Origin of the sequence: Streptococcus sp. S784/96/1 (assembly GCF_902729355.1) — a bacterium.
Lineage (GTDB): Bacteria > Bacillota > Bacilli > Lactobacillales > Streptococcaceae > Streptococcus > Streptococcus caledonicus.
Genome location: NZ_CACVCC010000002.1, coordinates 58,382 through 82,373, shown reverse-complemented (window position 1 = coordinate 82,373; position 23,992 = coordinate 58,382). Strand labels below are relative to the sequence as shown.

The window sequence follows — 23,992 nt, the reverse complement described above, 5'->3', positions numbered from 1 at the left end:
CATTTTCCTTTCTCTACAATGGAATTTGCTGGGTGATACAGTGAATATTTCCCCCACCTAGCAAGATATCTCGTGCTGGAATTCCAACAATTCGGCGATAAGGGAACAACTCTTGTAAAAGTTCACAGGCCATCTTGTCTTTAGGATCATTAAATTGTGGAACTAGGACAGCGTCATTGGTAATGTAAAAATTCACATAGCTAGCTGCAAGACGCTCTCCCAATTCCCGTTCATCTTCCCCTTCAGCAAATTGATAACCTAACAAATCATGTTCATCAATGACTTGAGTTTTATCAGGAATGTGCATTTTATAAACCGTTAACGGACGTCCCTTAGCATCTGTTTCTGACTCCAAGACTTTAAGATTAGCTAATGACATGTCATATTGAGGATCATGTTCATCATCTGTCCAAGCAAGGACAACTTTGGCTGAGCCAACAAAGGCTGCGACATTATCCACATGCTCATTGGTCTCATCTTGGTAAATGCCATATGGTAACCAGATAACCTTTTCAATTCCTAAAAGTTCTTTTAAGCGCTCTTCAATCTCTTCCTTAGATAATTCAGGATTGCGCCCTGGGCTGAGAAGGCAAGATTCTGTTACCAGTAAGGTTCCTTGCCCATCTGTGTGAATAGCTCCGCCTTCAAGCACAAAAGGTTTGGCATTATGAATAGGCATATTCAGATGATGAGCCACAGCAGACGCTAACAAATTGTCTTCCTCATAGTCCCGATAGAGTCCATCAAAATCACCGCCCCAGGCATTAAATTCCCAATCAAGCGCTAGTTTTTCACCTTGAGCATTAGCAACAATTGTAGGTCCCGTATCACGCGCCCAAGCATCATTACTTGGAATATCAAGGTAGGTAATCTCATCTCCTAGATAGGATTTTGTTTCCTCACGATGAGCGTCATCCACAACTAAGTACACCTTTTCACTCTTGGCAATTTCCTTCATGATACGCGTAAAGGCTTCTTTAGCCCCTTTGCCATCATAGGCCCACGAACCAGGTCTTGTTGGCCAAATCATTAGAGTCCCCTGATGGGGATAATACTCAGCAGGCATGCGATATCCTAATTGTTTCGGTGACGTCATTAAGATAACCTCCCCTTGAAATCTTCGTAGCCAAAGGCTTTGACCAAACGGCAATCTCCATTCTTATCCATGAGATAAAGACTTGGTAACCCAATACCATTGAAGGTATTATTTTTCACAAAGGAATAGATAGCCATATCCTCAAAGTAAAGGCGGTCGCCGATTTCGACCGGCTTTTCAAAGCTATAATCACCGATAATATCGCCTGTCAAGCAAGTATTTGAAGACAAGCGATAAGTAAATGACTTTTCATTAGCTTCAAAACTATCACGAAGTGGCGGGCGATAAGGCATTTCTAGGACATCTGGCATGTGACAGGTCGCAGAAGTATCTAAAACTAAGGTATTGATTCCATTTTCAACGATATCCAAGACTTCTGTCGCCAGATAACCAGCATTGAGAGCAATAGCTTCTCCTGGTTCAATATAAACGTCCACATCATACTTTTCTTGAATTCGTTTGATTTCAGAAATCAATAAATCGACATTATAATCCTCACGTGTGACATGGTGACCACCACCAAAATTCAGCCACTTAATCTGATGCAAATACTGACCAAATTCTTCTTCAACAGCTGCCAAGGTCGTCGCCAAATCATCCGAATTTTGCTCACAAAGGGTATGGAAATGCAGACCATCCACCAAATCCATCACCTCTGGGTTAAAGTTTGCAATGGTCACCCCAAAGCGTGATCCGTAGGCACAAGGATCGTAAATGGCATGGTCACCCTGTGTCGAACATTCTGGATTGATACGCAGACCGACGCTAACGTTAGCTGCTCTGCATTTATCACTATGCTTACGCAACTGGCGCTCTGAGTTAAAAACGATGTGGTCTGAGATTTCTAAAACCTCATCAATCTCACTGTCCTTAAAAGCTGGCGCAAAAACGTGAACTTCTCCAGGAAATTCTTCACGTCCTAAACGTGCTTCGTAGAGCCCACTGGCTGTTGTCCCAGAAAGGTAACGGCTAATCAAGGGGTAAGTCGCATAAAGGGAGTAAGCCTTCTGAGCCAATAAAACTTTACAGCCTGCTTCCTCCTGAACACGCGCTAAAATCTGTAAATTCTTTTCCAACTGCCCTTCATCAATGACATATGAAGGCGTTGGGACTTGTTCCAATCTCATTAGTCCACCAATTGAGGATTTTCAACCACTACCCATGGAAGGCCATATTTATTCAAGGCTTCCATGAATGGGTCTGGATCCAATTCTTCCAAGTTATAAACACCAGGCTGTTTCCAAATTCCGTCCATAACTAGTTTTGTTCCAATCATGGCAGGAACACCAGTTGTGTAAGAAATGGCTTGAGAACCAACTTCCGCATAACATTCCTGGTGATCACAAACATTGTAAATATAGATAGTTTTTTCAACACCATCTTTAACACCAGTAAAGATACAGCCGATATTTGTCTTACCAACCGTACGTGGGCCAAGACTTGCAGGATCTGGCAAAAGTGCTTTCAAGAATTGAATTGGCACGATTTCTTGCCCTTGGAAATTGATGGTATCGGTACGAAGCAAACCAACATTTTCCAAACATTTCATGTGAGTAAGGTAGCTTTGACCAAAGGTCATGAAGAAACGAATGCGTTTCACACCTGGAATGTTTTTAGCCAAAGATTCGATTTCTTCGTGGTGAAGAAGGTACATGTCTTTTTGACCAACTTCTGGGAAGTCGTATTCACGTTTAATTGACATAGCTTCAACTTCTACCCACTTACCGTCTTCCCAGTAAGAACCTGGTGCTGATACTTCACGAAGGTTAATTTCAGGGTTAAAGTTTGTCGCAAATGGATAGCCGTGATCACCACCGTTACAATCTAAGATGTCGATATAGTGAATTTCATCAAAGTAGTGCTTCAAAGCATAGGCTGAGAAGACACTCGTCACACCTGGGTCAAATCCAGAACCAAGTAGAGCTGTTAAACCTGCTTCTTTGAATTTTTCTTGGTAAGCCCATTGCCATGAGTAGTCAAAGTAAGCTGTGAAACCAAGTTCCTCACAACGTTTCTCATAAATGGCACGCCATTCTGGGTCTTCCGTATTTTCAGCTTCATAGTTAGCTGTGTCAATGTAATGCACTCCAGTTGCCAAGCAAGCATCCATGATGGTCAAATCTTGGTAAGGTAAAGCAACGTTCAAGACTGCTTCTGGTTTGTAGCTGTTGATAAGGGCAATCACTTCTTCAACATTATCAGCGTCAAGAGCAGCTGTTTCAATTTTAGTAGTGGTTTTACCTTCTAACTTAGCTTTCAAATCATCACATTTTGACTTGGTACGGCTAGCAATCATAATTTCTGTAAAGGTCTCGCTATCTTGACAGATTTTTGAGATAGCAACCTGGGCAACGCCCCCACATCCAATAACTAATAAACGACTCATTTTCTTCCTTCTTCCTCTTCTAAAATTTCCTCAACATACTTTGGCAACATAAAGGCCCCGATATGTAAGTTAGCGGTGTAATATTCGGTAAAAAGCTGGCGCTCTTTCCACTTGTCTTTTTTGAAATCCTCAATAGGATGGTATTTTTTAGACGCAAAGCCAAACAACCAGTAACCAGCTGGACTGGTTGGAATATGAGCTTGGTAAACACGGCTAATTGGGAAAGACTGGGTAGCCTTGCGGTGCATGCTACGACAAGCCGATTCATCCTCATCAAAGAAGGGACTTCCATGCTGATAAATCATAATCCCATCTTCTTTCAGAGCGCGGTAGCTATTGCCATAAAATTCTTTTGTAAACAGTCCTTCTGTGTGCCCAAATGGATCTGTGGCATCGTTGATGATAATATCGTATTCTGCTTCGCAATTTCTCAAAAAACGCAGACCATCTTGGTGGTAAATATTCACCCGAGGATCATCCAAGCCCTGTGCAAAATCAGGGAAATACTGGCGACAGACCTCAACCAACATCTCATCTGGTTCTACAATATCAATCTGCTCCAACTCTGGGTACATGGTCAAAACCTGCGCCACACCACCGTCCCCACCGCCTAAGACAAGGACTTTCTTAGGTTTAGGATGCACTGCCATAGGTACATGAACAACCATCTCATTGTAAACAAAGTCATCTGCATCCGAGAAAAGGACATGACCATTCAAAACTAAAATCTTCCCAAAAGCAGGTGTTTCTAATACCGCAATATCTTGCCACTCACTTTTTCCTGAGTATAACTGCTGCGCAGTACGAAGCGACAATTTCACATCAGGTGTGTGAACCTCTGAAAACCACATATCCATCTAGTAGTCCTCCTTGATAATATTGATGACATTAACATCTGGATCTTCTGTTCCCTGAAGCGAGCAGCCTCTGTCCTTAGCAAATTGAATGTAATCAACCAAGTCCTGTGTCACTCGCTCACCCGGAGCTAAAATAGGAATCCCTGGTGGGTAGCACATGACAAATTCGCCACAGACAGAACCAATAGCCTCTTTGAGGCTAACACTCTCTCGGCTAGCATAGAAAGCTTTTTGAGGTGACATAACCACCTCTGGCTGAATATACTCTCCAGTAATCAAGTCCTTGCCATCTCGTGAATAGAGGCGTTTAATATCTGCTAAAGCACCGACCAAACGTTCAATATCCTGAATACGGTCTCCAATCGAAATGTAGGCTAGGATATTCCCAATATCTCCAAACTCAATCTGAATATCATACTCATCACGCAAGAGGTCATAAACCTCAATACCAGTCAAGCCAATTCCTTGTGTGTAAATGGACAACTTAGTCACATCAAAGTCATAGACTGATACCCCGTCAATCAACTCTTTCGAGTAAGCATAGTAACCACCAATGGCATTAATTTCACGACGAGCATACTCCGACATTTCAATAACTTTTTCAAAGGACTCTTTGCCACGAAGGGCCAGATTTCGACGTGAGATATCAAGACTAGACATGAGCAAGTAAGATGCTGATGTGGATTGCGTTAAGTTAATAATCTGACGGACATATTCTGCATTCATGTCCGGTCCAAGCAGAAGAATCGAGCTCTGTGTTAGGCTACCGCCTGATTTGTGCATAGATACTGCTGCCATATCAGCGCCAGCATCCATTCCAGAAATCGGCAACTTCTCTGTAAAATGCAAATGTGCTCCATGCGCCTCATCAACCAACACTTTCATTCCTGCTGCATGGGCCATCTCTGTCAGACCTTTCAAGTCTGAACAAATGCCATAGTAGGTTGGATTATTGATTAATACCGCCTTAGCATCTGGGTGTTCCTTGATAGCCTGTGCCACTCGGTCATTTTCCAAGCCAAGAGCAATTCCAATTTGAGGGTTAACGCTCATCTCAATGTAAATCGGAATCGCACCACAAAGAACCAAGGCATTGATCGCAGACTTGTGCACATTTCGTGGTAGGATAATCTTATCTCCAGCCTTACATGTCGCTAAAATCATCGCCTGGACCGATGAGGTTGTCCCACCAATCATCAAGAAGGCATGCGCTGCGCCAAAAGCATCCGCCGTCAACTCTTCAGCCTCTCGGATAATTGACACTGGGTGCCCTAAATTATCCAAGGGTTTCATGGAATTGACATCAATCCCAACACATTTTTCGCCTAAGAGCTCCACTAATTCTGGATTACCTCGACCACGTTTGTGCCCAGGCACATCAAAGGGAACTATGCGTTTCTTGCGTAAATTCACCAGCCCATCATAAATGGGGGCATGGTGCTGATTTTTTCTTGTCACTGTCTCTCCATTCCTACCATCTTCTCACGGTTGAAAATACCTTTCCAACCTATTCTTCTGTCTCTTGTCAAACAAAAAGAGCAGGGTATACTCCTGCTCTACAATCGTTTTTTGTTCACGTTTTGATTTCTTCTTTATGAGTGTCTGGGGCTAGATGTTTCCTACTCTCAAGTGCAAATATGACGTACTTTATTGACCGTTTCACAAGATGACGTGTGCTTTCACCACACTAAAATAAATATGAATTAGGAAATATTTCCTAACATCAACTGTAAAATTTGGGTTTCTAACCCAATCAATAATGGGAGCAGAACACTACTGTACTATTCCCGCTTCGGCATTCCCCTGCCTGTCCGTAGGCATTTTTTACTCGGGGTATATTTGCTAGAAACATCTTTTGGATACTTATTCTAGACAAAAAGTATTCTAACAGAATCTTAAGAAACCGTCAATAAGTTTTTATCATTTTTATCTTTTTTTAAATTTGTTCGTCATTTACGAATAAAAAAAAGAGATTGAGACTATTCTCAACCACTTTCGCTATAATAGACAAATATCCTTACAATTCAGCAATTTGGTAAAGTTCCACTTCTGCCTGTGTCTCTGTACCAAACATGCTGAGCATCAATTTCACTTTATTGCCATCAATTTCAACCACACGACCTTCTTGTCCCATGAAGGCACCATCAATGATTTGAACCACATCACCGGCTTTAATATTAGTATCAATAATATCCACTTTTTGTCCCATTGAAATGAGAATAGCACGAATTTCTTCTTCCAACAGTGGTGTCGGTTTTGAACGGTTACCGTGCGATCCCACGAAACCAGTAACGTTTGGTGTGTTACGAACAACAAACCAAGCTTCATCTGTCATTACCATTTCAACCAAGACGTAACCTGGGAAGCGGTTTTCTTCAACCTCTTTTGTCGTTCCATTTTTCTCAAAACTAACGGTTTGTGTCGGAATAATAACCTGTAGGATATTATCCAACATATCGTAAGTTTGAGCGCGTTGCAAAAGGTTCTCTTTTACCTTGTTTTCGTAACCTGAATAAGTTTGAAGGACAAACCAGCCCTTATCAAATGAATCTAACATTTTATGCTCCTTTTTACTTGTTAGTTTAGCTTTTTAAATTGAAAATAGCTAACCAAATAAACGAAAAGACGATATAAAAAAGCCGATGGTGCGGCTTTTGGTCTTAGTAAGATTATACCATACTTTTGACCAAATGAGCCCTAACATCTGCTTATTTAAAAGACTTTTTTAAAATTTATCAAATAAACTTAAGAGACCACCTGAAATCAAACGGTCAAATAAGAAAATAATCAAAGTGAAAAATGCGGTATATTCAAGAACTGAGATAAAATCATACCAACGTTGCTTGCGAGTTGGCCAAGTTGTATCTTTTAAAACTTGAAAAATTCCTTTGACAAACATAATTTATATCTATACTCCTCATTTAAAATACACGAATCTTCAATCCATGCTGAATGTAACACTTAATGAAAATCAACAATAGACAGTCTCAGTAGGTATAGAACAGTCCAACATTACTTTTATTTTCACCAAGTTTTAGCGGGTTTCTTTGTGCAGCGAATACCCTTTGCAATGTTTACAAAACTTCTTAACTTCTAAGCGTGTCGGCTTGGGATTACTACTAACTGAGATTGAGTAGTTGCGACTGCCACAATCTACACACGCTAAACTTGCTTTTTTCTGTGCCATACTGCCTCCGTAATTGTCATTATACCACGTTAACAAGGTCTTTGCAACTTATCTAAAATAGTCAACGATGCTATTCCAAATATTTTCAGCATTCTCTTGAAGTGACGTATCCTGTAAGGCTTTTTCTAAGTCTTCTTTAGCCTTAGCAGCAGAATCCCTTAGGTCGTCAATGATACTACGTGATTCATCTTGGTTTTCCTGCGCCGCGACATCATACACAGCCTCAATCCCATTAGCAACGTAAGCATTTTTTGCCGTAAAATCAGTCCCAGGAGTGTAGGGCAAAACTGTGCTAGCAACGGTACTAAAAAGAGCTGACGCATTGCTATAAGGATCAACAATATAGTGCCCTTCATCCGTCTGATCGTAACCAATCCACTGAGAAATCACCACATCAGGTGTGTAGCCAATAACCCATTGATCGCTGATAACATCTGGATTGAAGCTTGCTTCATTTGTTCCAGTTTTTCCAGCCATCGTATAACCATAAACATTAGCTGCAGTTGCTGTACCATTAGTAAATGTTCCCAGCATCATACTTGTCATTTTATCAGCAACAGTTTTACTAAATACGCGTTTAGCAGAAGGGGTGTAAGCCTTGACTTTGTCACCGCTAGCCGTCTCAATCCGAGTAATAAGATGTGCCTTATTCATCACACCTTCATTGGCAAAAGTAGCGTAAGCCTGAGCCATTTCTAGCGGACTTACTGTCACACTAGATCCTAGAGCTATTCCTAATTCTTCTGGAACTCCCTCCATTTTCAACCCTAATTTTTTGCCATAAGAGAGAGACTTTGACACACCAATCTGATCTAAGGTGTACACAGCTGGAATATTGTATGAATTGGCCAAAGCTTGATACATAGGTAAATCTTCTGTTTCAATTCCACCATAATTAGATGGGGCATAGCCATTAAAATCACGCTTAGTATTTGGTAAAGGTTCATCAATACTCCAACCAGAAGCTATTGCCGGAGCATACACTAGTAAGGGTTTAATTGCCGAAGCTGGACTACGACGTCCCTGAGTCGCATAGTTAAAACTTCTAAAATGAGTATTTTCAGTACTATTAGAACGCCCAACTAACCCTCTAACTCCTCCCGTTTTGGGATCAAGTGCCACACTAGCAGCCTGTGAGGGTTCACCATCAGCAGCAACATAAATAAAGTTATCATCATCCAGGGTATTTTGCATTCCAGTTTGATAATTTTGATCCAGTTCTGTATAAATCTTATATCCGTTATTTAAAATATCTTTTTCACTCAATCCATACGTATCGATGGCTTCGCTGATAACAGCATCAAAATACGAAGGGTATTTATAGTCGTTCATCTTTCCTGAATAAGTATCTGCCAGACGATTTCCCATACCAATAGTCGTCGCTTCATTGGCACTTTCTTGGCTAATATACCCAGCCTCTACCATTCCTTGCAAGACTGTGTCCCGACGATTAGTCGCATTCTCAATAGAGTAATAGGGATTATAAATCTCTGGACCTTTTAGCATACCTGCAAGTGTAGCCGCTTCATCTAATGCTAGATTTGCCGCACTTGTACCAAAATATTTTTGGCTTGCATCCTCAACACCCCATATCCCGTTACCGAAATAGGCATTATTAAGATACATGGTTAAGATATCTTCTTTTTTATATTTCTTAGTCAATTCCAAAGCAAGAAAAAACTCGCGTGCCTTACGTTTAATGGTCTGATCCTGTGTTAGGTAAGCATTTTTAGCCAGTTGTTGTGTGATTGTGGAACCTCCGCCTGATTTCCCAAGCGTCAGCACTGCTAAAATCGTACGTTTAAAATTTATGCCTTTATTTTCATAAAAGGTCCTATCCTCAGTTGCTAGCACCGCATGTTCCAAATCATCGGAAATCGCATCTAGTTCAACGTAAGTTCCTTTTTGTCCAGTCAAAGATCCTGCATACTCATCATTACGGTCATAAATAACAGTTGTTGCCTTCAAGGCTTCTTGCAAATCAGAAACCTTTGCAGTCTTAGCTAAATAAAAGAGATAGCCACTGACTAGCAAAACGCATCCTGTCGTAACAATCAAGACAAGCTTACCTAAATGGTAACGACGCCAAAACTGACGGAGAGGATTTTTAGGATTTAGCTTTAATTTATCAGCTTTTTTTAAAATTTCAGGTCTCTTTTCTTCTTTCTGATGATGATTGCGGCTACGCTGATACCGTGAAATGTATTCTTCTTGTCTAGAGACATCCACTCGTTTTTCTTCTACCGTAACGCAAAGGTCACTCTCATCAGAACTTATATTATCAACAAACTCTTGCTGTTCTTTTCGATACTGGGTTGGAAAGAATTTTTTCTTCAATAATTCTAAAAATGTCATACTGGTATTATACCACAGCTATTTTATTCCTGTCTTAACGGATTAATTTAGGGTTGAAAAATCATTCTTCAGACGTAGCAAAAAAGCCAGAATCAACTGGCTTAACACTATATATTTAACGAAGTTTACTAATCACAACATAGCGATTAGGGTCATCACCTTCAGAATAGCTTTCAACCCCTTCAATCTTTCCAACAGTTTTATGCACAATTTTGCGTTCGCTATTACTCATTGGATCCATCACATAATCATGTCCAGTTTCCAAGACACGCTTCGCCATTTTTTTGGTAAAGTCAATCACAATTTCTGTACGATGTTCAACATAATCATGAACATTGAGAACTACTGAAAAATAGCGTGAATAACGATCGTGCAAGAAATTTTGAGCTAATAATTGCAGTGATTTAAGAACTTTTCCGTGGTAGCCAATCACACGACCAGCTTCAGGTGTTTCAATCTGAATGGTGATTTGACGGCGGTTAGTACTAACATCAAGCGTTGCTTCTACGTCCATTTCATAAATGATTTTTTCAATGTAAGTTGCCACTTCCTTTGCGGCAACCTCAATATCTTCTGAAGGAAATTCTTCTGATTCATTTTGACTAAATTCACTTGACACAAAGACTTGGAAGTCATCTTCTTTCGCTGACTCTTGTTTTTCTTCTGAGTCGAATTTAGATTTAGGTTCAATCTCTTCATTTGGCTCGTTATTTTGTAATTCTTTGAGAACTTCAAAATGTCCGGTTTCTTCCAAAATAGTTTGCGGAGATTTTTTGTTATTCAAAAATTGCTCTTTGACCTCTTGATCAACCTCAAGTTCACCACGGGCCTCCATTTCCTTGATAAGAGTTGTTACCTTACTCAGTTCAATGGTGTCTTCAAGACTAGTTGTCACAGGAGCATTTTGTTGGTTAATATTGTCTGGAACTCCCTTAACAGCCTTTTGATCTGCCTTATGTGCAGTTTTTTCATCAATATTTTCAATTTCAACCTGCGCAGGCTTTTTCCAAAAACCAAGAAAGCCTTTTTTCTCTCGTGAAACGACACGGATATGTGCCTTCATACGTGGTAAGCCAAGTTCACGTAACCCAGCTTCAATAGCATCCTCTACCGTTTTTCCTGTAAAAATAGCCATAATTTCTCCTTATTTGCGTCGCTGTGCTTTCTTTTTAGCGCGACGTATCCTTGCTTCTTTTTCTTTTTCGGCTTGCGCCAATTGCTCCCGCTCTGCAATAAGTTTGAACGGGTTGTTAAAAATTAAAGTCTGAACCACTTGATAAGCATTTGACACTGTCCAATACAAGGACACCCCACTTGCAATGTTAAAAGAAACCATTAAAATCATTAACGGAGCTACAACAGACATAAGCGTTAATGCAATATTTTTTTCACGTGCCCCCTTGTTAGTCAACCAAGTCGATAGGAAAGTAAATCCAGCTGCTAATATCGGAAGAATAAAGAATGGATCTGGTTGTGCCAGTTTAAACCAAAGGAATGATCCTTCTTTAAGAAAATCAACACGTAGCAAGGCTTGGTAAAGAGCGATCATGACAGGTAGCTGAATTAGAATCGGCCACATGCTTGTATAAGGATTGACACCTTCTTTTTTATACAGAGCATTGGTAGCTTCTGTCAAAGCTAAACGGCTCTCAGTATCTTTATTAGGATATTGTTTTTGTAATTCTCGTAGCTTAGGTTGCAAATCCTGCATCTTACGACTTGATTTGATTTGCATATTATAAAGAGGAAGTAATATCGTTCGAATCAAGAGTGTGAAGAGAACAATCCCAATACCAACATTTCCAAACGACAATCCATCAATAGCTTGTGCAAAAAGATACACTAATTTAGCCCAAAAACCTGTGCTTTCTGCCGTAATTGGCGTCATTGCTTGTGCACGACCACAGGCTGACAGCACCAAACCACCAAATAAAAAAAGTCCACTTACTTTTAGTTTTTTGTTCACCCTTAATTCCTTCCTGATAACCGCATAAAACGTAGAAAATCACACTTTATCTACAAATATTTTGGAAGAAGTGAACCCCTCTTCCTCACTATAAAGTTTCCCCAACTTTAAGACATGAATTAAATTACTTTTCATTTCTTGATAAGTAAGGCTTTCTACTCCCTTACGAGCAATAATAACAAAGTCTGTCGTCACAAGGTGAGGCGATAGATCTTTGACCAAATGGCGGAGCCGACGTTTCACACGATTTCTGACTACCGCATTGCCCAATTTCTTACTGACTGAGAGACCTACTCTAAAGTGAGGTTGGTCCTTTGGAAGACTATAAACTACAAATTTTCGATTAGCTACGCTTGTACCCTTTTGAAAAACTAGCTTAAAGTCTTTCTCACGCTTGACGCGATAGCTTTTTTTCACGATAAGACTCCAAGTTCTACATTTTTTCCATTATATCATATTTCAGAAAAAGCTAAAACCCCTAGAATAGAGGTTTTTCGCGGATTTTTAACTGTTTTTAGGCTTTCCAATGCTTTTTGACGTCTAGCGGTTCACCAATTACCGCTGAATCGTCTAATTCAATGATTCCACGCACTTGTGGGGCGTTGGGCAAAGCAAGCTCACCAGGACTACACATCATGCCATAACTATCTTCACCACGAAGTTTCCCTGGGAAAATAAGGCTGCCGCTAGGCATCATAGCACCAGGCAAGGCAACTATAGTTTTTAATCCGATAGCCGCATTAGGGGCACCTGCCACGATTTGGACCGTCTTATCAGAAGCTACCTCAACGTGGCAAATGTTTAGATGATCACTATCTGGATGTGCCACCATCTCAACAATTTGACCAACTACAAAAAATGGGCCTTTATCATTAACAAGTTCTTCTGTAAAGCCTTCTTTAGCAAGTTCTTGATTTAAAATAGCAACATCATCATCTGATAAGATAACCTGACCATTTCCTTCAATAGCAATCAAACTTGATACTTCAAAAATATTCCAAGCAAGCGTTTTGCCACTTGCTAAATCATAAACACGGGCTACCTTACCTCTACGTTCCACATCACGTTTTATATCTTTGGTATCCTGTAAAATAACAAGGAGAGTATCTCCCACTTGGTCTTTGTTATATGCAAAAATCATTATATTTCCTTAACTATAATTTTTATTCTTTTAATCTTTTTTATTTATCTCTTCCAGTGACTTATACTAAACAACTCGCAAACTCATTCAAAACCTCAAGATTGCCAAAAAGCTCTCACCAAATTTGTCTACATCGTTTTTTCAAATCAACCATTCAGAGTGATCAAACAATACTTATTGAGCAATATCAAACACAAGCAAATTCCCTAAAAATATTTTACCAAGCAATCACAACCCAAAACATCCTTATAGAATATTTCGACACGGTGAAAACAACTTTGAACTATTTGTCACCATTCTAATAATCAAAAGTTTAGATTTAAATTGAGAAATTTCCATACCTAGTCTATTAGCTAAATGAAAGTATCTGCCGTCCGAACACATTTTTAGAGTTTTTCTAAAAAACTGATAATTTCTTCTTTACTTTTTCTCAGTTTATTAACCAAACGACCTAGCTCTTCACCATTCTGTGTCACAACAAAGCTTGGAATGCCAAAAATATTCCAAGTCTGAGCGAGTTCCAAATGCTCATCCCTATCCACTCGAACAAAGGTCATCTCAGGGAATTTTGACTCAATTTCTGTCATAGCTGGGTAAATAAATTGACAATCTGGACACCAGTCTGCCGTGAAAAAGAAAACTGTTTTATCAGCTCCCTCAACAAAAGTTGCCAATTCTTCAATCGTTTTAGGAATAATCATTTATCTAACTCCTCCTCTAGGCGATAATTGATATCACCATGGTCATAACTAAAATAAAAGGTTACACCATCTTCAAATACCACACCACCAGTCACCAAACGTCTGATGGATTCAAAATCATTGACATAAACAACCGAAATCGTTCCAAAAGGCACAAAAAATTCTCGCACTTCCGTAAGGATTTGCTGGCGCTCTTTCTCTAACTGCTTTTGGCGAGCAACTACCCCAGCAGCTGCAAGACCACCTAGCCCTAAGATACCTGCTAGGAAGGCAAATCGATTTTTCTTCATAACCTTTATTTTAACACAAAAGAAGTATTTTTGTCTTAAAAGAAGAAAGAAAAGTCATCCATTTCCTTGATAAAAAACTGACAAAGTTAACATAGAGTGATAAAATAAAACATAGCTATTCAGTTTAAGGAGACCGAAATGAATCATTTATTTTCAAAAATCAAAGAAGTTACTGAGTTGCATGGTGTTGCTGGCTTTGAACACGATGTCCGCAACTTTATGCGCCAAAAAATCACCCCACTTGTTGATGAAGTCGAAACAGATGGCCTAGGGGGTATCTTCGGCATCAAACATAACCAAGCTGAAAACGCCCCTCGTATTATGGTAGCTGCTCACATGGATGAAGTTGGCTTTATGATTAGTGATATCAAGGCTGATGGGACTTTCCGCGTGGTCGAAATCGGTGGGTGGAATCCACTCGTTGTTAGCTCACAGCGCTTTGTTCTCCACACACAAAAGGGTGACCGACTTCCTGTCATTTCTGGATCTGTTCCACCACACTTGATGCGTGGCAATGGCGGCGCCCCTAGCATGCCTCGCGTTAGTGATATTATCTTTGATGCTGGTTTTGCTGATAAAACTGAGGCAGAAAGCTTTGGCGTACGCCCAGGAGACATTATTATCCCAGAGTCTGAGACCATCTTAACCGCTAACAAGAAAAATATCATTTCTAAAGCCTGGGATAACCGCTACGGTGTCCTTATGGTAACAGAGTTGTTAGAACACTTAAAAGGTCAAGAGTTACCAAATACCCTTATCGCTGGCGCTAACGTGCAAGAAGAAGTTGGTCTTCGTGGGGCTCATGTTTCAACGACTAAATTTGATCCAGAGCTCTTCTTTGCAGTTGACTGCTCACCTGCTGGGGACATCTATGGGGACCAAGGGAAAATCGGTGACGGCACTCTTCTTCGTTTCTATGACCCAGGTCACATTATGCTCAAGGACATGAAAGACTTCTTGCTCACAACTGCTGAAGAAGCTGGTGTTAAATTCCAATATTACTGCGGTAAAGGAGGAACTGATGCTGGTGCTGCTCACCTTAAAAACGGTGGTGTCCCATCAACAACCATCGGTGTCTGCGCCCGTTACATTCATAGCCACCAAACCCTCTATGCTATGGATGATTTCTTAGAAGCACAAGCTTTCTTACAAGCCATCGTAAAACGCCTTGACCGTTCAACTGTTGATACTATCCGAGGTTACAAATGAGAATAGGATTCATTGGCGTTGGCAAAATGGCTAGCGCGATTATCACAGGCTTAAAGACCACTGAGCATGACCTGATTATTTCGGGTGCTTCTTTAGCACGTTCTCAAGAAATCGCAGAGCAGCTCAATGTTTCTTTTGCCCAGTCACACCAAGATTTGATTGATCAATCAGACTTAATCATTTTAGGAATTAAACCTCAGCTCTTTGAGGCTGTCTTGTCACCACTAACCTTTAAACAACCTGTCATCTCAATGGCAGCTGGTATCACACTAGATCGTTTGGGACAATTAACAAATCCAGAGCTTCCCCTCATTCGTATCATGCCTAATATCAATGCTCAGTTACTTGCAAGTACCACAGCCATCTCTACTAATGACAAAGTAACCCCAGATTTACTTGATTTAACTAAGGAAATCTGCAATAGTTTTGGAACTACCTTTGAGATTGCAGAGAAAGATTTTGATACCTTTACAGCCTTGGCAGGGTCTAGCCCTGCCTACATCGCCTTATTTATTGAAGCTTTGGCGAAAGCAGGAGTTAAAAACGGTTTCCCAAAATCGTTAGCTCTGAACATCGTTGCTCAAACAGTTCAATCAACAGCTCAGACTATCTGGTCTGGCCCAGACAGTCCTCATGAGTTGATTGACAAGATTTGTAGCCCAGGCGGAACAACAATCGCTGGGCTGATGGAATTAGAACGTTTGGGTCTGACCCATGCTACCAGCTCTGCTATTGACAAAACCATCGAAAAAGCAAAAAACTTGTAGAACATTGACGTCTACAAGTTTTTTTATTACTAGAAACGAGACGGATTCACCATACCGTTAGCGATTATAGTTAAACTATTTAATCTGCAACAACAGAATCAAAAATCCTATGCTATTGTGTAAAAAATGTAACAGCATACTATATTCTAGCCGTTTGCTGAAATAAGCAACTGCTGATAGTACAAGCCCCATCCCAATATATTGAACCGCTGTGCCGACAGTATTAGGTACGTGAGCAAGTCCAAACAAAATCGCTCCAACGATATAACCTAACCAACGCCAGTTTGTTGAAAACATGCGAGGAATAAGTCCTCGACAAATCGTTTCTTCCATGATTGGAGCACCCAGTACAATCATTGCGAACATCAAAATAGCAGGAAGTTGAGTTATCAACTCTTCAATTGCTGCTTGGTTAGTCGCTAGAATCTCATCCCCCATTGCTAAGGAAATGATAACTCCAATCATACTAACAGCATATATCGCTACTTCCCCTCCAAAGAGAAATAGAGCAAGTTTTTTCCAGTTTAATTTTTCTTTAGGCTTAATTAAATTTAATTTAAGTGCCAAGAAAAATACGCCAACAATAGCAAGAAAATAAATTACTAAACTCATTGTCAACTGTAGCCCTGTTAAAGGAGCATTTCCATTATCTTTCAAAAAAAGTAGAGCTGGTAGCTGAACTAACTGACTGGTACCATAAGTCATAATCGCTAGCAGACCATATACAAGTCCCCTGAGTACATGTTTTTTCATTATCATTTTCCTTTTTCTTGAATTGTTGATATAGTACAACTTTATCGTTGTTTTGTCAATTTATTTTTTGAGATGCTTCTTCTTGGCAAAATAGAAAACAAGCACAACTGACACCACTAACCATAATATTAAGAACCAAAAACTTTTATCTGATAGAGAGTACTCTGCTCCTTGTAAATTCCATTTCGTATAAGCACCCATGTGTGTATAGGTAATCCATTTTCCCATATCTTCATTCATCATAGCCATCATCGGTAAAAGCATCGTTGCCATCATTACAGGCATTGCTGAAATAGTAGCTCTTGCCTGTGTATCACAGACTAAAGCTACTGCTAGATAGAGCAAAATAGTTACCAGAGAGGTTAAAATAGAAACCGCTAGATAGTTTACCCAATTTGACAAGTCAATGTTTAATGCAAAAGGCAGAGCTACTAGATAAACGACAACAGTCGCAAACGGAATAACGAGACTAGCTATCACATATTCCCAAACTTTAACACCTGATAACATCAGGGTACGCTGATTATTTTTTTCAGCTTCCTCTGCTATTAAAGTTGGTAAAACATATCCAATCATCGCTGAAATCATAGGTAATACCATCCCAAAAATCATATCATGACTGTTTGGCATATCCTTAAACATAAAAGAATAAAGAGCGATAAAGCCTGCAGGCATTAGTAGCATGACTGCTGTTTGTTTATTAGCAAGGAGAATTTCTTTGCGGCTCCAAATAAGAGCTGATAGGCATTTAAACATTTAAGGCACCTCCTGTCAATGTGATGAAGACATCTTCTAAAGTTGGTTCACATGAGTGAATTGTTTCAATCGTTGATGTTTCTAAAGTAGATAAAGTATCATAAGTAACTTCCTTTGTACTGCCATCTTGATAAGCAACGACAACTTTTTTGTCAGTATAATATTTCTTAATAAGGTTTGATGGGGTACCTGTTTCTACTAGTTTTCCTTGGTGAAGGAGTGCTAAATGGTCACAAAGTAGCGTTGCTTCATGCATGTCATGAGTTGTTAAAAAGATAGTTGTTCCTTTCGCTTTTAAATCCAACAACAACTCGTGAATAACACGTGAGGTTGAGGGATCAAGTCCGCTAGTTGGTTCGTCTAGGAAAAGGACCTTAGGTTGATTGATGAGCGCACGCGCTAATAGCATGCGTTGCTTCATCCCTGTTGACAATTTCTCAGCTGGCTTATCCTTGGCTTCATAAATTCCTACTGCTTTAAGCAAACCGTCGACACCTTTATTGCTCACGCCGAAAAGTTTAGCGTAAACCTGCATATTTTTATAAAGCGTCAGCTTTTCATAGAAGCCACTGGTGTCACTGACAATGCCAATTGTTGCCAAGTCTTCTGATGTCAAATCCTGCGCAGCTTTTCCAAAAACCTCTGCCGAACCTTCTGTCGCTAGTAATTGTCCAGTTAAGATGTTGATGGTCGTGGTCTTTCCTGACCCTGATGGCCCAAGAAAACCAAAAATCTGACCTTCTCCAATCTCAAACGAAATCTTATCCAGGGCCACCTGCGATCCAAAATGTTTTGTTAAGTTTGATACTTTAATCACCATGTTTATTTCCCCTTCATCTCTCTTATTGATGTATCCAGTATACGGTAGATAACTCCTTTTTGATTATCTTTATCCTGAAATGTCATTTTTTCACCCTGAATGACCAGATTAGGTCATCACTATTATAGTAATTTGTCTAAAATAGCCTTAATCACTGTTTGTCCTAACAAAGTGGTAAATAATAGAACAACTAGCAATACGTAATAGTCTAATGTTATCTGCCAAAAAGCAAACAACACCAGAAGAACCATGACAAATAACACTAACAAGGCATAGGTTAGTTGCGCTGCTAAATTTCTAATATGACGACTTCTCTCATCATAATAGAAAATGTAATAGCGATTAAAGGATTTCTCGTTTCTGGCTAAAAAAAATACTCGTAAACTGACTGTTAAGACTCCAATAGCTAAACCTATCAAAAATCCTAGTGTGTAAGAGCTTAATGATAAGTAAAAAAGTGATAGGAATATAAGTAAGCTAAGTACCATTCCAATTTTTGCTTTTATAGTCAATTCTTTTTTAAAATGCTCTTTGGACTGTTGTTTTCCAAAGTTTTGTAAGATATCATTTAATAGTTTTAACATGATTAACTCTTTCCTAATTTGTTTGACGTAACTGTTTCATGGCTACTTGTCCCATAAAATAAACAAGACCCGCTACTATCATCATCCCAATACGCTGAATCAGTCTATAGTCACTAATAGCATAGCTTGCCCCAAAAACAATTCCCATCATTATAATAGTTTCTTTAAATAATTTTTTCATGATTATGCCTTCTCTTTTTATCTATTTGTTTTCCAAGACCAATAATAGTCATTGCTACTGTAGTTCCCAGTAATAACACTTTTCCAATCCCTAGAGTACTCTCACCTGAAGAATACAAACTCAAAATTATTATTCCAACAGGTAACCACTCTTCACTCTTTTTCATCATCGCTTCCTCCTAATCTTCAAATATAAAAACGTCTTCGATTGTTTTACCAAAAAATTTAGCGATTTTATAAGCCAGCTCTAGTGAAGCATTGTAGCGCCCTTTTTCTAGGGAGATGATTGTTTGTCTGGTGACTTCTAATTCATCTGCCAACTCTGCCTGACTGAGCTTTTGAGCTTTTCTTAGCTCTTGAATTTTAGTTTCCATAATAATCACACCTTAAGGTTCTAAGCATATCAATCCCTCGTTTACACCTAAACGTTCCTTTCTTTTTTATCAAAGTTGACGCGAATAATAATATTTAATCGCATGAAATAATCCAGACATAACTAAGCCAAATCCAAGTATAGCTAGTGCAATAATCCTCTTTGTCCTGCAGTTAGTTCATCATATACATAACCAAAAACAGTTCGAGAAAGAAAGATTCCTCCCACCATTAGGATTTGCATCATTTTTCGATAAGCTAAATGCTCAACCTGAGTATTACGTTCATCATTCTTTTTAATAAGGTATCTCTTACGATAGGCTTTATCTCATAGTAAACGAGTATTTTTATAACCATCTACCAGCACTAATAAAACTGTCATTACCATAAATAAAATCCAGTCATTGCTTTGAATAGCTTGCCACAGAAAAATCCCTAAAGAAACTGGTATTGCAAATAGCATTAGCTTAGCATCTAATAGGATCTTTTTTTCTGTTAGTTTTTTCATCTTGATTATCTCCTTTTTGTCAAGTTCGCTTTACAAAAAAAAGTATAGCTTGCTTTACATAAAATGTCAAGCGTGTTTTACAAAAAATGTAAAAAGTTTTGATATTTTATACTCTGCTATTTTTCCACACAAGAAAAAAAACCACCGAAGTAGTTTTTAAGTTAGTCTTTTATTAGAGCATTAACCAAGCTAGTTACAAGGAATAGAATAATAAAAATCATGGTAATAGTCGCACTGGCTGGTGTCTCCCAATAATACGATAGAAAGATCCCTGACACCATTCCGATAAAACCGACTACAATTCCTAAGCCAATCACAGAACGGAAATTATTGCCAAGGCGCATGGCAATGGATGCTGGAAGGACCATAATTGTTGAAACTAAAAGAGCCCCCGCTGCTGGAATGGTAAGAGAAATGGCAATCCCTGTAACAACATTAAAAAGAGTTGACATGAGACGCACAGGTAAACCATCCACAAAAGCTGTATCTTCATCGAAAGTCAACACATACATGGGACGGATAAAGAGAGCCGTCAGCAAGAGTACGATTCCAGCAATCACAAAGAGGGCAATCACTTGCTCTTGACTAATCGTGATAATAGAACCAAAAAGATATTGCTCAAGGCTAACTCCTGAGGAAGAGTCTGATTTACTCATTAAAATCAAGGACAAAGCCAAGCCCATTGACATCAAAATGGCAGTTGAAATCTCCATATAATGGCGGTAGACTGTTCGTAAATACTCTAAAATAACTGCTGCTATCGAGACCACAAGAATGGTGGTCCAAGTCGGGTTAACACCGCTAATCACTCCTAGTGCTACACCTGTCAAAGAAACGTGACTGAGGGTGTCAGACATCAAACTTTGCCGACGCAAAATTAAAAAGGTTCCTAAAATCGGTGCAAAAATAGAAATAGCAACCACTGCCCATAGAGCTCGTTGCATAAAGTCATAGGCTAAAATATCAGTGAGCATGTATTCCTCCTTCCTCATCTGCTTCATGTACATTAAAACAACGCCAAGGGAGATCATGATTTCTCACCAAATGGATATTTCGGTCAGTATAATCTTTAACTTCTTCTGGATCATGAGTAATCATAAGGACCGATTTTCCATGCTTATGAGCTGAGTGGTGCATCAGTTCATAAAAAGTCTGGGCCGTTCCAGAATCCATACCTGTTGTTGGCTCATCAAGTACGAAAATATCTGGATCGCTGGCGAACATGCGCGCAATGACAACACGTTGTTTCTGACCACCAGACAGGGCACCCAACCGTTTATGACGATTTTCCCACATGCCAACAGCCTCAAGACTGGCCTTAATGTGCTCTTCATCATGTTTGGTCAGATGGCGAAACCAACCTTGTCTTGGATAGCGCCCTGAACGTACAAATTCATAAACCGTACTTGGAAAGCCTGCATTAAAACTAGCAATCTGTTGTGGTAAATAGGCAATCCGAAGTTTTTTCCCATCTTTATTGACCTTAGAAATCGTCACTTGCCCCTTCTTAGGTTTTAAAACGCCTAACGTAGCCTTGATTAAGGTCGACTTTGCAGCCCCATTTTCACCTGTTAGAGTCACAAATTCACCACTATCTAAATAATAGCCGACTTCATTTAGAACAGGCTCTCCATCGTATTGAAACGACAGATTTTCAACGGTAATATAGCGCATCTAGTCCTCCAATCTCTTAGAAAATATCGTAATAAAACGACTAATAATCAATTGCTCTTCCTCAGAAAAATCCTCTAAAAGACCATTATAAACTGAAATTGTCTTGTCATGGTGGTGCCTATGCTCTTCCGCAATCGGAGTGGCATCAGCGGTCAATGTCAAATGTAGACTACGCCCATCTTCTTCTTTTTTAGTTGTTTCCAGCATTCCTTTTCCGACTAGACTTTTAACGGCCTTAGTCACCGCTGCTTGGCTAACATTGAGCCTCTTAGCCAGATCAGAACTTGTCAAATTTTCTTGAGATAACAGCATAAGGATATGTTCTTGCGTATTGGTCAATTTTACATGACTTTCACAAGAACCAATGAGTAATTCATGTTGATTTTCTGCTTTTAAGAGAATGCGATTGATTAGGGCATCTAATTGGTGTGCTAATTCTGTCATCTTAAACCTCCAAGGTGAAATCATATTTTTAGATTCTTTTTCATTGGCGAAGCCTTATCGCTTCATTAACTGGTTAATTATACCACAATAAAAAGACAGGAGCAAGATTTACCCCTGCAAAATGCGAACTTTATAGACTTCTTTACAAAATCCTTTCATGCTATTAACAATGCGGTCAGCACGCTTTTCTGTTGGACAAAGGGCAAAAACGGTGGGCCCAGAACCTGTCATCAGTGTGACATCAGCGCCACATTTAAGCATGCGATCCTTGATTTTTTGGATAAAAGGCTTACGCGCTATGGTCACATCTTCCAAAGAATTCCCCATATAGCTTATCATACCTTCATAGTCTTTAGCCAGCAGCGCTTTTTTCAATGACGAAATATCAACCCTCGAAATGGTTTCTAAATCAACTTTAGGAAAGACTGTTCGTGTTGAAATGCCGAAATGAGGCTTGACAAGAACAACCCAAGAAGAAAGTGAAGTTTCAAGGCGTTCCACAATCTCTCCCTTACCTGTCACCAAAGAGCAACCCGCTTCAAGACAATAAGGAACATCACTTCCAATTTGAAAACCTATCTCAATCATCTCTTCCTTACTCATCTCAAGATGCCATAGTTTATTTAGACCTCGAATAGTTGCTGCAGCATCGCTAGACCCCCCTCCAAGACCGGCACAGATTGGAATTGATTTTTGAAGCGTAATGTCAACTCCTTTTGTAATGCTATATTTTTCTTTTAAAAGCAGAGCTGCTTTATAAACATCATTTTTTTCATCAAGGGGCATTTTATGATTATCAGAGCTCATCTTAATCTCATCACTCTCAAGCAATTTTAAAGTGATGTAATCATTTAGGTCAACGCTCACCATAATCATGGATAGTTCATGATAACCATCTGGATGTTTCCCAGCAATGTCCAATCCAAGATTAATCTTGGCTGGTGCTTTTTCAATAACTTCCATCTTCGTCCCCTTTCAAATGATTTTTAATCATTATACCATAAAATAAAAGACAAAAAGAGGGATTTGCTCCCTCATCATTTAGAACTTATCTTCACATTTTTTTGACTATCGGCCTTATGTGTAGAGATACTAAAAATGTCAACTTGTGAATACAGTTTCTGAGACTTCATTCCATTCTATATCAATGTCTAATCCAAAATGATCGGAAAGAATCGGGGTCGCTTTACCGTCAAAAATAACTTTTGAGGAAACAACATTTAACGTTTTACTGACAAAGGCATGGTCAACTTTTAGAGCTTGCTGATTACCTTCCCAACCATCAATATTTGCTAAAATCGTATAATTGCCTAAAACATGGCTTGCTACCTGATGACTATCAACTACATTTAAGGAACTATTGACAATCATGCTATACCCTTCTTGGTCTGTAGGGTTGTTAAAGTCCCCCATAAGAATGATTGGGTAAGAATGTGATTGTAAATGGTCTTCAATAATTTGCCATTCTCCTTCAAAACCTTTACCAAACCACGATAAATGAAGGCTTGCTACCGTAAGTGCTCTACCAGTGACCTCTGTCGTCGCCAAAAGAATTCTCCTTGTATGGTAATCCGTCTCATCATCAACATCCGAAACCAAAAGTTCCTGAACTTCAATTGGCGTTTTACTAAGTAAGGCAACCCCCTCATGATAACGGTCATAACCAATATGATTATAAGCCCAAGACCAGTAGTAACGTTTCCCTTTTTGTGCCAATTTTCCCGTCAAAAGGTAAGCATAATGATCCTCATGTAAAATTGGCGCAGAAGGCAAGGCTTGATAATCCGCTGGCGCTACTACACGTGAAGTCGTCATCAACTGGTTAATTTCTTGAAGACAGACAATGTCATAATCTTCCTGTAAAATATGCTCCACCAATTGTTCCAATTTCTTTTCTGGATGATCTTCCATCCAAGAATGGGTGTTTAAGGTTAATAATTTCATGA

30 protein-coding genes are annotated in these 23,992 nt (G+C 39.4%); 2 read left to right on the top strand and 28 right to left on the bottom strand.

Going from position 1 to position 23,992, the window contains the following annotated elements; genetic code table 11:
- Positions 1-13 precede the first annotated feature (13 nt).
- The 15 genes from aguA to GZ996_RS01010 all read right to left on the bottom strand — a co-directional run bounded on the left by aguA (position 14) and on the right by GZ996_RS01010 (position 13,979).
- Positions 14-1,096, bottom strand: coding sequence for an agmatine deiminase (gene aguA / locus GZ996_RS01080; RefSeq protein ID WP_162011134.1), 1,083 nt, complete (start codon positions 1,094-1,096; stop codon positions 14-16).
- Positions 1,096-2,223, bottom strand: a complete 1,128-nt coding sequence (gene nspC / locus GZ996_RS01075; protein WP_162011133.1) for a carboxynorspermidine decarboxylase — start codon at positions 2,221-2,223, stop codon at positions 1,096-1,098. The genes aguA and nspC overlap by 1 nt, the downstream gene beginning before the upstream one ends.
- Positions 2,223-3,482 (bottom strand): saccharopine dehydrogenase family protein, encoded by a 1,260-nt coding sequence (locus GZ996_RS01070; protein WP_162011132.1) that lies wholly within the window; start codon positions 3,480-3,482, stop codon positions 2,223-2,225. Before GZ996_RS01070 ends, nspC begins: the two co-directional genes overlap by 1 nt.
- Positions 3,479-4,339: a polyamine aminopropyltransferase gene (gene speE / locus GZ996_RS01065; RefSeq protein WP_162011131.1), complete on the bottom strand. Its 861-nt coding sequence runs from the start codon at positions 4,337-4,339 to the stop codon at positions 3,479-3,481. The genes GZ996_RS01070 and speE overlap by 4 nt, the downstream gene beginning before the upstream one ends.
- Positions 4,340-5,797, bottom strand: coding sequence for an aminotransferase class I/II-fold pyridoxal phosphate-dependent enzyme (locus GZ996_RS01060; protein ID WP_156805935.1), 1,458 nt, complete (start codon positions 5,795-5,797; stop codon positions 4,340-4,342).
- A 559-nt stretch (positions 5,798-6,356) separates the two neighbouring features.
- Complete coding sequence (gene nusG, locus GZ996_RS01055; protein WP_121835513.1) at positions 6,357-6,896, bottom strand: transcription termination/antitermination protein NusG; 540 nt, start codon at positions 6,894-6,896, stop codon at positions 6,357-6,359.
- 168 nt (positions 6,897-7,064) lie between these two features.
- A complete protein-coding gene (gene secE / locus GZ996_RS01050; RefSeq protein WP_202913572.1) occupies positions 7,065-7,238 on the bottom strand; it encodes a preprotein translocase subunit SecE in 174 nt (57 codons plus the stop codon).
- Between the two features lie 135 nt (positions 7,239-7,373).
- A complete protein-coding gene (rpmG, locus tag GZ996_RS01045) occupies positions 7,374-7,526 on the bottom strand; it encodes a 50S ribosomal protein L33 (RefSeq protein ID WP_156805933.1) in 153 nt (50 codons plus the stop codon).
- A 48-nt stretch (positions 7,527-7,574) separates the two neighbouring features.
- Positions 7,575-9,881, bottom strand: a complete 2,307-nt coding sequence (gene pbp2a, locus GZ996_RS01040) for a penicillin-binding protein PBP2A (protein WP_162011130.1) — start codon at positions 9,879-9,881, stop codon at positions 7,575-7,577.
- Positions 9,882-9,996: 115 nt separating this feature from the next.
- Positions 9,997-11,016, bottom strand: a complete 1,020-nt coding sequence (gene jag / locus GZ996_RS01035; RefSeq protein WP_156805931.1) for an RNA-binding cell elongation regulator Jag/EloR — start codon at positions 11,014-11,016, stop codon at positions 9,997-9,999.
- Between the two features lie 9 nt (positions 11,017-11,025).
- Positions 11,026-11,865, bottom strand: a complete 840-nt coding sequence (locus GZ996_RS01030) for a membrane protein insertase YidC (protein WP_269747723.1) — start codon at positions 11,863-11,865, stop codon at positions 11,026-11,028.
- 21 nt (positions 11,866-11,886) lie between these two features.
- Positions 11,887-12,264, bottom strand: coding sequence for a ribonuclease P protein component (gene rnpA / locus GZ996_RS01025; RefSeq protein ID WP_162011129.1), 378 nt, complete (start codon positions 12,262-12,264; stop codon positions 11,887-11,889).
- Positions 12,265-12,361: 97 nt separating this feature from the next.
- Positions 12,362-12,988 (bottom strand): YtpR family tRNA-binding protein, encoded by a 627-nt coding sequence (gene ytpR, locus GZ996_RS01020; RefSeq protein ID WP_162011128.1) that lies wholly within the window; start codon positions 12,986-12,988, stop codon positions 12,362-12,364.
- A gap of 386 nt (positions 12,989-13,374) precedes the next feature.
- Complete coding sequence (locus GZ996_RS01015) at positions 13,375-13,689, bottom strand: thioredoxin family protein (RefSeq protein WP_156805927.1); 315 nt, start codon at positions 13,687-13,689, stop codon at positions 13,375-13,377.
- Complete coding sequence (locus GZ996_RS01010) at positions 13,686-13,979, bottom strand: DUF4651 domain-containing protein (protein ID WP_156805926.1); 294 nt, start codon at positions 13,977-13,979, stop codon at positions 13,686-13,688. Before GZ996_RS01010 ends, GZ996_RS01015 begins: the two co-directional genes overlap by 4 nt.
- A gap of 138 nt (positions 13,980-14,117) precedes the next feature.
- On the opposite strand from GZ996_RS01010, the gene pepA reads away from it, so the two are divergent.
- Positions 14,118-15,188 carry a glutamyl aminopeptidase gene (gene pepA / locus GZ996_RS01005; RefSeq protein WP_162011127.1) on the top strand — a complete coding sequence of 357 codons (1,071 nt, stop codon included), beginning with the start codon at positions 14,118-14,120 and terminating at the stop codon, positions 15,186-15,188.
- On the top strand, positions 15,185-15,955 hold the full coding sequence (proC, locus tag GZ996_RS01000; protein ID WP_162011126.1) for a pyrroline-5-carboxylate reductase: 771 nt from the start codon (positions 15,185-15,187) through the stop codon (positions 15,953-15,955). Before pepA ends, proC begins: the two co-directional genes overlap by 4 nt.
- A 75-nt stretch (positions 15,956-16,030) precedes the next feature.
- Here the strand turns inward: proC and GZ996_RS00995 are convergent, their stop codons facing one another.
- The 13 genes from GZ996_RS00995 to GZ996_RS00935 all read right to left on the bottom strand — a co-directional run bounded on the left by GZ996_RS00995 (position 16,031) and on the right by GZ996_RS00935 (position 23,990).
- Positions 16,031-16,708 carry a CPBP family intramembrane glutamic endopeptidase gene (locus GZ996_RS00995; protein WP_162011125.1) on the bottom strand — a complete coding sequence of 226 codons (678 nt, stop codon included), beginning with the start codon at positions 16,706-16,708 and terminating at the stop codon, positions 16,031-16,033.
- A gap of 60 nt (positions 16,709-16,768) precedes the next feature.
- Positions 16,769-17,464, bottom strand: a complete 696-nt coding sequence (locus tag GZ996_RS00990; protein WP_162011124.1) for an ABC transporter permease — start codon at positions 17,462-17,464, stop codon at positions 16,769-16,771.
- Complete coding sequence (locus GZ996_RS00985) at positions 17,457-18,284, bottom strand: ABC transporter ATP-binding protein (RefSeq protein ID WP_156805921.1); 828 nt, start codon at positions 18,282-18,284, stop codon at positions 17,457-17,459. The genes GZ996_RS00990 and GZ996_RS00985 overlap by 8 nt, the downstream gene beginning before the upstream one ends.
- A 122-nt stretch (positions 18,285-18,406) precedes the next feature.
- Complete coding sequence (locus GZ996_RS00980) at positions 18,407-18,868, bottom strand: hypothetical protein (protein ID WP_161979250.1); 462 nt, start codon at positions 18,866-18,868, stop codon at positions 18,407-18,409.
- A gap of 13 nt (positions 18,869-18,881) precedes the next feature.
- Positions 18,882-19,049: a hypothetical protein gene (locus GZ996_RS00975; protein WP_162011123.1), complete on the bottom strand. Its 168-nt coding sequence runs from the start codon at positions 19,047-19,049 to the stop codon at positions 18,882-18,884.
- Complete coding sequence (locus GZ996_RS00970) at positions 19,033-19,215, bottom strand: hypothetical protein (protein WP_161979248.1); 183 nt, start codon at positions 19,213-19,215, stop codon at positions 19,033-19,035. Before GZ996_RS00970 ends, GZ996_RS00975 begins: the two co-directional genes overlap by 17 nt.
- 12 nt (positions 19,216-19,227) lie before the next feature.
- Positions 19,228-19,422 (bottom strand): helix-turn-helix transcriptional regulator, encoded by a 195-nt coding sequence (locus tag GZ996_RS00965; protein ID WP_156805917.1) that lies wholly within the window; start codon positions 19,420-19,422, stop codon positions 19,228-19,230.
- Between the two features lie 326 nt (positions 19,423-19,748).
- Positions 19,749-19,928: a hypothetical protein gene (locus GZ996_RS00960; RefSeq protein WP_162011122.1), complete on the bottom strand. Its 180-nt coding sequence runs from the start codon at positions 19,926-19,928 to the stop codon at positions 19,749-19,751.
- Positions 19,929-20,089: 161 nt separating this feature from the next.
- Entirely contained in the window at positions 20,090-20,902 is an 813-nt protein-coding gene (locus tag GZ996_RS00955) for a metal ABC transporter permease (protein WP_161980423.1), read from the bottom strand.
- On the bottom strand, positions 20,892-21,602 hold the full coding sequence (locus GZ996_RS00950) for a metal ABC transporter ATP-binding protein (RefSeq protein ID WP_156805914.1): 711 nt from the start codon (positions 21,600-21,602) through the stop codon (positions 20,892-20,894). Before GZ996_RS00950 ends, GZ996_RS00955 begins: the two co-directional genes overlap by 11 nt.
- A complete protein-coding gene (locus tag GZ996_RS00945; RefSeq protein WP_162011121.1) occupies positions 21,603-22,046 on the bottom strand; it encodes a zinc-dependent MarR family transcriptional regulator in 444 nt (147 codons plus the stop codon).
- Between the two features lie 108 nt (positions 22,047-22,154).
- Positions 22,155-23,009: a 4-(cytidine 5'-diphospho)-2-C-methyl-D-erythritol kinase gene (gene ispE, locus GZ996_RS00940; RefSeq protein ID WP_156805912.1), complete on the bottom strand. Its 855-nt coding sequence runs from the start codon at positions 23,007-23,009 to the stop codon at positions 22,155-22,157.
- Between the two features lie 138 nt (positions 23,010-23,147).
- The gene (locus GZ996_RS00935) at positions 23,148-23,990 is read right to left on the bottom strand and encodes an endonuclease/exonuclease/phosphatase family protein (RefSeq protein WP_162011120.1); all 843 of its coding nucleotides are present in this window, start codon (positions 23,988-23,990) and stop codon (positions 23,148-23,150) included.
- Positions 23,991-23,992 lie beyond the last annotated feature (2 nt).

What these genes read in the sequence shown, in the direction of transcription:
- aguA (WP_162011134.1), bottom strand. Translation starts at nt 1,096, where the DNA reads ATGACGTCACCGAAACAATTAGGATATCGCATGCCTGCTGAGTATTAT.
- nspC (WP_162011133.1), bottom strand. Translation starts at nt 2,223, where the DNA reads ATGAGATTGGAACAAGTCCCAACGCCTTCATATGTCATTGATGAAGGG.
- GZ996_RS01070 (WP_162011132.1), bottom strand. Translation starts at nt 3,482, where the DNA reads ATGAGTCGTTTATTAGTTATTGGATGTGGGGGCGTTGCCCAGGTTGCT.
- speE (WP_162011131.1), bottom strand. Translation starts at nt 4,339, where the DNA reads ATGGATATGTGGTTTTCAGAGGTTCACACACCTGATGTGAAATTGTCG.
- nusG (WP_121835513.1), bottom strand. Translation starts at nt 6,896, where the DNA reads ATGTTAGATTCATTTGATAAGGGCTGGTTTGTCCTTCAAACTTATTCA.
- secE (WP_202913572.1), bottom strand. Translation starts at nt 7,238, where the DNA reads ATGTTTGTCAAAGGAATTTTTCAAGTTTTAAAAGATACAACTTGGCCA.
- rpmG (WP_156805933.1), bottom strand. Translation starts at nt 7,526, where the DNA reads ATGGCACAGAAAAAAGCAAGTTTAGCGTGTGTAGATTGTGGCAGTCGC.
- pbp2a (WP_162011130.1), bottom strand. Translation starts at nt 9,881, where the DNA reads ATGACATTTTTAGAATTATTGAAGAAAAAATTCTTTCCAACCCAGTAT.
- jag (WP_156805931.1), bottom strand. Translation starts at nt 11,016, where the DNA reads ATGGCTATTTTTACAGGAAAAACGGTAGAGGATGCTATTGAAGCTGGG.
- ytpR (WP_162011128.1), bottom strand. Translation starts at nt 12,988, where the DNA reads ATGATTTTTGCATATAACAAAGACCAAGTGGGAGATACTCTCCTTGTT.
- GZ996_RS01015 (WP_156805927.1), bottom strand. Translation starts at nt 13,689, where the DNA reads ATGATTATTCCTAAAACGATTGAAGAATTGGCAACTTTTGTTGAGGGA.
- GZ996_RS01010 (WP_156805926.1), bottom strand. Translation starts at nt 13,979, where the DNA reads ATGAAGAAAAATCGATTTGCCTTCCTAGCAGGTATCTTAGGGCTAGGT.
- pepA (WP_162011127.1), top strand. Translation starts at nt 14,118, where the DNA reads ATGAATCATTTATTTTCAAAAATCAAAGAAGTTACTGAGTTGCATGGT.
- proC (WP_162011126.1), top strand. Translation starts at nt 15,185, where the DNA reads ATGAGAATAGGATTCATTGGCGTTGGCAAAATGGCTAGCGCGATTATC.
- GZ996_RS00995 (WP_162011125.1), bottom strand. Translation starts at nt 16,708, where the DNA reads ATGAAAAAACATGTACTCAGGGGACTTGTATATGGTCTGCTAGCGATT.
- GZ996_RS00990 (WP_162011124.1), bottom strand. Translation starts at nt 17,464, where the DNA reads ATGTTTAAATGCCTATCAGCTCTTATTTGGAGCCGCAAAGAAATTCTC.
- GZ996_RS00985 (WP_156805921.1), bottom strand. Translation starts at nt 18,284, where the DNA reads ATGGTGATTAAAGTATCAAACTTAACAAAACATTTTGGATCGCAGGTG.
- GZ996_RS00980 (WP_161979250.1), bottom strand. Translation starts at nt 18,868, where the DNA reads ATGTTAAAACTATTAAATGATATCTTACAAAACTTTGGAAAACAACAG.
- GZ996_RS00975 (WP_162011123.1), bottom strand. Translation starts at nt 19,049, where the DNA reads ATGAAAAAATTATTTAAAGAAACTATTATAATGATGGGAATTGTTTTT.
- GZ996_RS00970 (WP_161979248.1), bottom strand. Translation starts at nt 19,215, where the DNA reads ATGAAAAAGAGTGAAGAGTGGTTACCTGTTGGAATAATAATTTTGAGT.
- GZ996_RS00965 (WP_156805917.1), bottom strand. Translation starts at nt 19,422, where the DNA reads ATGGAAACTAAAATTCAAGAGCTAAGAAAAGCTCAAAAGCTCAGTCAG.
- GZ996_RS00960 (WP_162011122.1), bottom strand. Translation starts at nt 19,928, where the DNA reads ATGAAAAAACTAACAGAAAAAAAGATCCTATTAGATGCTAAGCTAATG.
- GZ996_RS00955 (WP_161980423.1), bottom strand. Translation starts at nt 20,902, where the DNA reads ATGCTCACTGATATTTTAGCCTATGACTTTATGCAACGAGCTCTATGG.
- GZ996_RS00950 (WP_156805914.1), bottom strand. Translation starts at nt 21,602, where the DNA reads ATGCGCTATATTACCGTTGAAAATCTGTCGTTTCAATACGATGGAGAG.
- GZ996_RS00945 (WP_162011121.1), bottom strand. Translation starts at nt 22,046, where the DNA reads ATGACAGAATTAGCACACCAATTAGATGCCCTAATCAATCGCATTCTC.
- ispE (WP_156805912.1), bottom strand. Translation starts at nt 23,009, where the DNA reads ATGGAAGTTATTGAAAAAGCACCAGCCAAGATTAATCTTGGATTGGAC.
- GZ996_RS00935 (WP_162011120.1), bottom strand. Translation starts at nt 23,990, where the DNA reads ATGAAATTATTAACCTTAAACACCCATTCTTGGATGGAAGATCATCCA.